Raw genomic sequence first — 9,273 nt, 5'->3', positions numbered from 1 at the left:
CCCAGTATTATTACTACTAATACTATCCATAAAGGGTGTCTTTTTCCTTGATCTTTCCGAAAGTCCTTGACTTGTTTCAGTTTTTCTATTAAGCTCAACATATATTTGAAAGGTTGGCGGTCACTTCTCATTTTACAAAGACAGTGATCGCTTTTACTTTTGATATTCTGATGGGAGAATGAAACAGCCCTAGGATCAAGGGGGTATCGAACCTCAAATCCATTTTTAATTTAATTATAACCAGCTAAGTAGGTAGGCACAATTATTTGTAGGATGGGTTAGCGGTAGCGTAACCCATGCGGGTGTTGGGTTTCATGCTTCAACCCAACCTACGTTCATTTTATATTTAATTCCACCCACCTAAGTAGTCGTGCAAAATTAATTTCCTAGTGAAGATAGGCAAGAGGCAAGAGGCAAGAGGCAAGAGGTGGTTAGATATGTGTAATTAATTTTGCTTAGGTACTTACTTACTTATGAATGATGAATGAATGATGAAGTGGGGAGAAGGGGAGAAGGGGAGAAGCGGAGAAGGGGAGACGGGAGATGGGAGCAGGGAGAAAAAAGCGTTCGACAAAAGCTCACGCCGAAGTCTGACGGCTAACGAATGTTACGATTGTTACAACATCTTGACATTAATTCTGATACCCTGACAATGTGTCAATCTGTGCAGTAATGGGGCAGAAACTCAGGTGGTATCGATCTATATTTCTATTGTTGAGGGCAACCCGCACTTGCGATCGCTATTAGCTTGGCATCTGCAACAGGCCGGTTATTTTGTTAACCAATCGGCAACCCTGCAAAGTGCGCGTCAAGCTTTCCTTCATCGTCAACCAACCTTAGCAATTATCGATTCCGACTTGCCAGATGGGGATGGAATCGAACTCTGCCGTTGGCTTGATCAACAAAAACAGTCTTTAATCCTGATTCTCTCGGCCCGTAATAGCGAAAAAGATGTGGTCAATGGTTTAAAAGCCGGGGCCGACGACTACCTGAGAAAGCCCTTTGGAATGCAAGAATTTATGGCTAGGGTGGAAGTGTTAACCCGTCGTTTACGCGGTGGGGCAGCTCCCCTACACTTGGATTATGGGGAATTAAAAATAGATTTAGCCCAACGACGGGTACAATTTCGCGGGGAGTATATCGAATTAACGCCCCAAGAGTTTAGCCTACTCTACGTTTTAGCCCAAGCGGAGGGAACACCCCTATCAAGAGCTGATTTACTGCGTCGCGCCTGGCCCGAGGAAATCGATAATCCCCGGACAATTGATACTCATGTTCTGTCTTTGCGGAAAAAAATCGAAACTGATCCCAGACAACCTAATTTAATTCAAACCGTCCGCAACGTCGGCTATCGTTTCAATCTAGAAATGTTGGCCGAGATCAATTCAGCTTTAGAAGCTAATATTATTGCCCCCACCAAAGGCAATCATAACGGTCATTCCATGAGTAAAATTCCCGCTCACAATGTTAGTCGTTAATTTTGGCTTTGTCCGACCAATGAGCAGATTTTTGGCGGAAATCGTCTCCTAACCACTGAATCGAAGCGAGGAGACGAAGGGCCAGTTAAACCGTAGTCACCATTGACCGATCCGCTTGTCGCTGAAATTCCGTCAATAAACGCCGAAATTCGTCGCCGTCAATGGTTTCCTGTTCAATCAGTATATCCACCAAGCGATCAATCGCCCCACGATTGTCAAGGATAATTTTTGTTGCTAAATCGTGGCATTGCTTGACAATTTCCCTTACTTGTGCATCAATTTTCGCCATCATCGCAAAAGAATGGTCGGCATGATAACCGGCACCAGCAGCACCGAGATAGGAATTGCCCTCCTCCTCTAGGGCAATTAATCCCAATTCCGACATTCCCAGACGCGTTACCATCTGTCGGGCCAGATAGGTAATTTTTTCAATATCACTACTGGCACCGGTGGTCACTTCATCCTCACCGAAGATACATTCCTCCGCCACTCTTCCCCCTAATAATCCCGCAATTCGGGCTAATAACTGGGAACGACTGGTTAAACCCTGTTCTTCATCGGGAGTGAACCAAGTTAACCCCTGCGCTTGACCCCGGGGAATCAGGGTGACTTTTTCCACCTGATCGTGGCCGGGACAGAGACTAGCGACAATCGCATGGCCGACTTCGTGATAGGCGATCAAACGCTTGGCTTTACTATCGACTAAAGCGCGCCCTTCCATACCGGCCACAATCCGGTCGATGGCATCGTTGACTTCCTCCATGGTAATGGCCTCTTTGCGCCTTCTAGCGGTAAAAATCGCCGCTTCGTTGAGCATATTAGCCAAATCTGCCCCGGTAAAACCGGGGGTGCGACGGGCGATCGCCGCCAACGCCACATCGGCAGCCACCTTTTTATCGCGAGAATGGACCTCTAAAATGGCCAAACGTCCCTTAAAATCTGGATAATCCACCACTACCTGTCGATCAAAACGACCAGGACGCAAAAGGGCCGAATCCAAAACATCGGGACGGTTGGTGGCGGCAATGACGATAATGCCAGTATTTTCCTCAAAACCGTCCATTTCCGTTAATAATTGGTTCAGGGTTTGTTCCCGTTCATCATTACCTCCCCCATAACCGACCCCTCGTTGACGACCAACGGCATCAATTTCATCGATAAACACCAAACAAGGGGCATTTTCCTGGGCTTTTCGGAACAGATCTCGCACTCGCGACGCACCAACCCCGACGAACATCTCCACGAATTCCGACCCGGAGATGCTGAAAAAAGGCACTCCCGCCTCTCCTGCGATCGCTTTAGCCAGTAAAGTTTTCCCCGTCCCAGGTGGCCCGATTAACAGGACTCCTTTCGGGATTTTTGCGCCAATAGCCGTAAATTTTTCCGGTTGTTTGAGGAATGTCACCACTTCCTGTAAATCTTCCTTGGCCTCATCCACCCCCGCCACATCATTAAATTCTATGCCGGTTTTCGCCTCCATCTGAAACCGCGCCCTTGATTTACCGAAGTTCATCGCTTGACCGGAAGCATTGGCAGAACGACGGATAATAAACACCAATAATCCCAAGACGAGAATAATCACTAACAGGTTAGTGAGAACATTGATCAAGGCCGAATTGTCAGTGCTGGGGAGAATGCCGTACTCAATTTTTTCAGCATCGAGTTTCTTGATTAATTCGGGATTTTGGTCAAATAAATTGACTTCTTTCGGGGGATCCTTATCCGTTTGACCGACGAGGGTAACTGCTGCCTGCTGCAAAGAAGGATTGATTTCCACCTTTTTTACCTTGCCTTGGTCAATCTTCTCTAACAATTCACCGTAGGTGAGGGTATTTGGGTTTTTTTGACTCCAAGCAGGAGTGACATGGCCAAAGGTTTGCAGAATCATCCAAGTGCTGACAATCCCTTTCCATACTTGCCGATTACCACGATTCTTAGCTGAGTTGGCTCTAACTACGGTGAGCGGAGATTTTTGATCCATAATTGACTCTATATCTAGTTACCCTGTATTCATTGTGACAGATCGACTCGATCGTGACCACTGTTCTGTTTTCCCCCAGGCACGACCCTGAGGGGAAATAGTGATGACGGTTTTTTGCTATACTATATTTAGCTAGGTGGTCTAACCACTGCCTATCCCAATCACTAACAGTTTAGGGAAGTGGGTTTCGCCCGCTTTTTTTATTGTCCAAATCATGACCCATCCGCTCATTCCCGACCTGCTGCACCTAGCCACCCCTATCGCTGAAAACTTGGGGCTAGAAGTGGTCGATATCGTTTTCCAAACCAATAAAAGGCCTCCCGTCCTGCGCGTCGATATTCGCAATCTTACGGGAGATACTGGTTTAGAGGACTGTGAGCAGATGAGTCGGGCCCTAGAAACCGCCCTCGACAGTCAAGAAGTCTTACCCGGGACCTACGTTTTAGAAATATCTAGCCCCGGCATTTCTCGACAACTGAGCAGCGAGCGCGAATTTCAGTCTTTTAAAGGTTTTCCCGTCATCGTTACCGGCCAGGATGGCCAGGGAAAACCACAAGAATGGCGCGGAAAACTGCAAGGTAGAGATGAGCAATCTATTTATCTTAACCAAAAAGGTCGCTCCCTGACCATCGATCGCACTACCGTCATCAGCGTCCGTTTAGATGAGCAGCGCAATAATCAGTGATCAGTAAACAGTAATCAGTAAACAGTGATCAGGGATAAGGATGAAGATAAATAACTCACTAACTGATTAACTTAAAACTTACATCTGATAACTTACATCTGATAACTGATAACTGATAACTGATACAAGGCTGACGGATAAAAAACTAATAACTCAAAAGTAAGGAGAAAAAATAATTATGGCCACTGTTAATTTGCCTGGGTTAAAAATGATGATCGAAGAAATTAGCCAACGACATAATCTGCCCAAAAATGCCGTACAGGAAGCCTTGCGTGAAGCCCTTATCAAGGGGTACGAACGTTATCGCCGCGCCCAAAGTTTAGAAAAAGCAGCTCAATTTCATGAAGATTATTTCAATAACTTTGATGTGGAATTAGACGTAGAAGAAGAAGGCTTTCGCATCCTTTCTACTAAAACTATTGTCGAAGAAGTGACTAATCCCGACCATCACATCGGTCTCAAAGAAGTGCAAGAAGTGGCCGATGAGGCCCAATTAGGGGATGAAGTAGTTCTGGATGTCACCCCCGACCAAAGAGAATTTGGTCGCATGGCGGCGATTCAAACTAAACAGGTTTTACTGCAAAAACTGCGGGATAACCAACGCAAACTGATTCAAGAGGAGTTCCAAGATCTAGAAGGAACGGTTTTACAGGCCCGGGTCGTCCGTTTTGAAAGACAGGCCGCTATTGTCATGGTACAAAGCACCTACGGTCAACCGGAAGTGGAAGCAGAACTACCCAAACGGGAACAGCTGCCCAACGATAACTATCGGGCCAACGCCACCTTTAAAGTGCTGCTCAAAAAAGTCCTAGAAGGTTCTCACCGGGGCCCGCAATTAATCGTTTCCAGAGCGGCGGCGGGTTTAGTAGTATATCTGTTCGCCAACGAAGTTCCCGAAATCGAGGAGGAAATCGTGCGTATTGTCGCCGTCGCCCGGGAAGCCAATCCCCCCTCCCGTCACGTTGGTTCGCGGACAAAAATCGCCGTCGATACCCTAGAAAGAGACGTGGATCCGGTTGGGGCCTGTATTGGGGCCAGAGGTTCGCGGATTCAAGCCGTGGTTAACGAATTGCGGGGGGAAAAAATCGACGTGATTCGTTGGTCTCCGGATCCGGCCACCTACATCGCCAATGCCCTTAGTCCCGCCCGTATCGACCAAGTTTTGTTCACTAATGCCGAAGAAAGACAAGCATTGGTACTGGTCGCCCAGGATCAATTAAGTTTAGCGATTGGCAAAGAAGGGCAGAACGTGCGTTTAGCCGCCCGTCTGACGGGCTGGAAAATCGATATTAAGGATATCGCCCTCTATAAAGGCGAACAAGAGCTAAAAAACGCTGAAAAAGACCTAGAATTGCAGGATTTAGAAGAAGAATGAATCCCTTCGTCAATTATCGACGCTGTATTAGCTGTCGTCTCTTCGCCCCGAAAGAATCCTTTTGGCGAATTGTCCGACTACACCCGTCCGGACAGATACAATTAGATCAAGGCATGGGAAGAGCCGCCTATATCTGTCCGCAGTCCCACTGCCTGCAACTAGCCAGGCAAAAAAATCGTCTCGGACGCGCCCTAAAAGCCAATATTCCCGAAACGCTCTATGACTCCTTGCAAGAGCGACTCGGGCCTGGCGAGCAAGGTCGAGCAAATCAGGATTAAAATTGACGATCATAGCCACAAAATCGTTAGCATAGAAATGGGGCTCCTGACAGGATCAAAAAATCAGCCAACTTATAGGATCACTAACAATTTAGCCGGGGGATAATGGATGAGTAACGCGAAAGTCAGAATTTACGATTTATCAAAAGAATTGAATCTAGACAACAAAGACATTTTGGACATCTGTGACCAGTTAAACATCGAGTACAAGAGCCACAGTAGCACGATCAGCGAAGAGGATGCCCAACGCATCAAAGCGATTGCGGCCAAGGGAGTGGCCTCGAGTACCGGGAAAACTAGCATGGGTCAGCGAGAATCGGCTAGTCCTGCCGAAGAAAAAAAACAAAAGATTTTAGCCCTGCATAAACACAACCGCCCCGAAACCGGCGAAGAGGGGCTAAACTATCCCGGTTCCGGCAGTTCCTCGGCCAAACCGACTTTAATCAGTCCCCCCCGTCCCCCGGTGAAACCCCTCGTCGCTCCCTGGGGGAGCGACGAGGCGGCCGAAAAAACTCCCCCTACGGAGGAGAAGAATGCAGCCACCGCCACTGCAGCAGAGATGCTGTCTCAAACCCCCAGTGTTAAAGAAACCCCGACCGAAACCCCGCTAGTCCCAGAAGCAGCCCCCACCTTGATCGCCCCACCCAATCGACCCTCCCTCACCCAGAAACCACGCCCTGAAACCGCCTCGAGCCGGCCAGAACCCCGAGCCAAAAATGCCCCCGGCAGTAACGACAGGCCCCGGGGAGAAAAACGCGAGCGCGGCGAGAGCGAAAACGCCCCTAGTCCTGAGCGCAGGGCTGGCTTGGCTAAACCCGAAAAACCGACCCTCAACCGCAAAACCGACGGAAAAAGCCCGAAACTGGGGGAACCAGCCAGAGAAGTGCGGGAGACGGTGGAATTGAAGCGCCCAGTTCGCCCCGGTTTGCCCGCCAAAATCTCGGCTACCGGCGAGGAAGAAACCGATACCACCAAGAAATCTGGTGTTGATGGCACAGAAATCGATACAGATACCGGATTGCTGGGAGCAGACGGGCTGAAAAAACTCAAACGACCCACCATGCCCCCTCGCATGGCCAAAAAATCTAGCTGGGAAGAAGAAGAAGAAGAAGAGAAAAAAGCGGCCAAAACCGCCAAAACTGCCGGCAAAAACAAACGCCGCACCCAGGCTCTCTTTGAAGATGACGATGATCTAGAATCGGAACTATCCGGGTTAATCAACACCCCCAGTTTTACCCTTTCCACCGCTCGTCCCCCCAAACCGCCCAGCGCGAAAGCAACCACCCCCGGCACTCCAACAGCAGTCAAAGTTAAGCGGCCTAGTAAACCAGGCGCCCATACCAGCAGTCCGAAAAGCGAGCGCCAAGAACCCCAAGAGGAAAAACGCCCGGAAAGCATCATCATCACCGGCAGTCTCACTGTGCGCGACCTCTCGGAATTGATGAAAGTCCCCGAAACCGAGATCATCAGAACCCTATTTTTTAAAGGGATGGCGGTTAATATCACCCAAACTCTCGACGTGGACACCATCGAAATGATCGCCAGGGACTTCGAGATGGCCGTGGAAACCCCCAGCACCCAGTCGGCAGCAATCAAAACCACGGAAATGATCGATGTCTCCGACTGGGAAAGTCTCCAGCGTCGTCCTCCCGTCGTCACCATTATGGGTCACGTTGACCACGGTAAAACCACCCTCCTCGACTCGATCCGCAAAACCAAAGTCGCCCAAGGAGAAGCCGGCGGCATCACCCAGCATATCGGTGCTTACCACGTCGATGTGGAACATAACGGCAAACCAGAACAGATTGTCTTTTTGGATACCCCCGGCCACGAAGCTTTTACCGCCATGCGCGCCCGCGGGGCGAGAGTCACCGATATAGCGGTGCTGGTGGTAGCCGCCGATGATGGCGTACAACCGCAAACGAAAGAGGCAATTAGTCACGCTAGGGCCGCCGAAGTCCCCATCGTGGTGGCCATTAACAAAGTCGATAAACCCTCGGCTAACCCCGACCGGATTAAACAGGAATTGACCGAACAGGGACTGGTGGCTGAAGATTGGGGCGGTGAGACGATCATGGTTCCCGTTAGCGCCCTGCGGGGTGAAAATCTCGATAATCTGCTGGAAATGATCCTCTTGGTGGCAGAAGTAGAAGAATTGGTCGCTAACCCCGATCGCTTGGCTAAGGGAACCGTCATCGAAGCTAACCTCGATCGCACCAAAGGGCCCGTGGCTACCCTGCTCGTCCAGAATGGCACTCTCCGGGTGGGCGATAGCATCGTCGCTGGTTCCGTTTTCGGCAAAATTCGGGCGATGATCGATGATCGCGGTCAAAAAGTCGAAGCGGCCACCCCCTCCTTCGCCGTGGAAATCCTCGGTCTTAGTGATGTCCCGGCCGCTGGCGATGAATTCGATGTCTATGAAAGTGAAAAAGAGGCCCGGGCGATCGCTGATCAACGGGCGATCGAACGACGCAACACCCGTTTACAACAGGCCCTCTCCTCCCGTCGCGTTAGCCTTAGCACCCTCTCTATCCAAGCTCAAGAAGGACAACTCAAGGAACTTAATCTCATCCTTAAGGCAGATGTGCAAGGTTCCGTCGAGGCCATCCTCGGTGCGCTTAAACAGTTACCCCAAAACGAAGTGCAGATTCGCGTTCTCCTCGCCTCTCCGGGGGAAATCACCGAAACCGATGTGGATCTGGCCGCCGCTAGTGGTGCGGTGGTGGTGGGCTTTAATACCACCCTGGCCAGTGGGGCCAGGGCTGCCGCCGATCGGGAAGGGGTCGATATCCGCGATTACAATATCATCTACAAGCTCCTCGATGATATTCAAGGGGCGATGGAAGGTCTTCTCGACCCCGAAGAAGTGGAAGAACACCTCGGTTTCGCCGAAGTGCGGGCCGTCTTCACCGTCGGTCGTGGGGCCGTGGCGGGCTGTTATGTCCAATCCGGTAAACTGGTGCGGAACCGCTTCCTGCGCGTGCGTCGCGGCAAGGAAATTGTTTATCAGGGGGTTCTTGATTCCCTCAAACGGATGAAGGAAGATGCCCGGGAAGTGGCCACCGGTTTCGAGTGCGGTGTCGGTGTTTCTAAATTCAATGACTGGAAAGAAGGCGACATTATCGAAGCCTACGAAATGGTCATGAAACGCCGCACTTTATCCAGTTAATTAGACGGTCACCGTCAGGAGTCAGGAGTCAGTTATCAGTTATCAGTTATCAGTTATCAGTCATAATTCCCCCACTCCCCCACCTCCCCACTTCATAATTCATAATTCATAATTCCCCCACTCCCCCACTCCCCCACCTCCCCACTTCATAATTCATAATTCATAATTCCCCCACTCCCCCACTCCCCCACTCCCCCATCCCCCCACTTCATAATTCATAATTCATAATTCCCCCACTCCCCCACTCCCCCACCTCCCCACTTCATAATTCATAATTCATAATTCATAATTCCCCCACTCCCCCACT

The 9,273-nt window shown here is 49.8% G+C and carries 6 protein-coding genes; 5 read left to right on the top strand and 1 reads right to left on the bottom strand.

Going from position 1 to position 9,273, the window contains the following annotated elements; translation table 11 throughout:
• Window positions 1–689 precede the first annotated feature (689 nt).
• Complete coding sequence (locus ACE1AQ_RS00875) at window positions 690–1,478, top strand: response regulator transcription factor (RefSeq protein ID WP_008203454.1); 789 nt, start codon at window positions 690–692, stop codon at window positions 1,476–1,478.
• Window positions 1,479–1,563: 85 nt separating this feature from the next.
• On the opposite strand, the gene ftsH is transcribed toward ACE1AQ_RS00875, so the two are convergent.
• Window positions 1,564–3,459, bottom strand: coding sequence for an ATP-dependent zinc metalloprotease FtsH (ftsH, locus tag ACE1AQ_RS00870; protein WP_110545882.1), 1,896 nt, complete (start codon window positions 3,457–3,459; stop codon window positions 1,564–1,566).
• A gap of 214 nt (window positions 3,460–3,673) precedes the next feature.
• Here ftsH and rimP point away from each other — a divergent pair, with 214 nt between their 5' ends.
• The 4 genes from rimP (at window position 3,674) to infB (ending at window position 8,966) form a co-directional block, all read left to right on the top strand.
• Complete coding sequence (rimP, locus tag ACE1AQ_RS00865; RefSeq protein WP_008203456.1) at window positions 3,674–4,144, top strand: ribosome maturation factor RimP; 471 nt, start codon at window positions 3,674–3,676, stop codon at window positions 4,142–4,144.
• A 178-nt stretch (window positions 4,145–4,322) separates the two neighbouring features.
• Window positions 4,323–5,519 (top strand): transcription termination factor NusA, encoded by a 1,197-nt coding sequence (nusA, locus tag ACE1AQ_RS00860; RefSeq protein WP_008203457.1) that lies wholly within the window; start codon window positions 4,323–4,325, stop codon window positions 5,517–5,519.
• Window positions 5,516–5,797: a YlxR family protein gene (locus ACE1AQ_RS00855; protein WP_008203458.1), complete on the top strand. Its 282-nt coding sequence runs from the start codon at window positions 5,516–5,518 to the stop codon at window positions 5,795–5,797. The genes nusA and ACE1AQ_RS00855 overlap by 4 nt, the downstream gene beginning before the upstream one ends.
• 109 nt (window positions 5,798–5,906) lie before the next feature.
• Entirely contained in the window at window positions 5,907–8,966 is a 3,060-nt protein-coding gene (gene infB, locus ACE1AQ_RS00850) for a translation initiation factor IF-2 (protein ID WP_008203459.1), read from the top strand.
• Window positions 8,967–9,273 lie beyond the last annotated feature (307 nt).

Source organism: Microcystis sp. BLCC-F209 (genome assembly GCF_041928595.1).
GTDB lineage: Bacteria > Cyanobacteriota > Cyanobacteriia > Cyanobacteriales > Microcystaceae > Microcystis.
The sequence above is the reverse complement of the archived record's forward strand: the minus strand, read 5'-3'. Positions and strand labels throughout refer to the sequence as shown.

Excerpts from the sequence above, each read along its gene's own strand:
- ftsH (WP_110545882.1), bottom strand. The coding sequence starts at position 3,459 with ATGGATCAAAAATCTCCGCTCACCGTAGTTAGAGCCAACTCAGCTAAG.
- rimP (WP_008203456.1), top strand. The coding sequence starts at position 3,674 with ATGACCCATCCGCTCATTCCCGACCTGCTGCACCTAGCCACCCCTATC.
- nusA (WP_008203457.1), top strand. The coding sequence starts at position 4,323 with ATGGCCACTGTTAATTTGCCTGGGTTAAAAATGATGATCGAAGAAATT.
- ACE1AQ_RS00855 (WP_008203458.1), top strand. The coding sequence starts at position 5,516 with ATGAATCCCTTCGTCAATTATCGACGCTGTATTAGCTGTCGTCTCTTC.
- infB (WP_008203459.1), top strand. The coding sequence starts at position 5,907 with ATGAGTAACGCGAAAGTCAGAATTTACGATTTATCAAAAGAATTGAAT.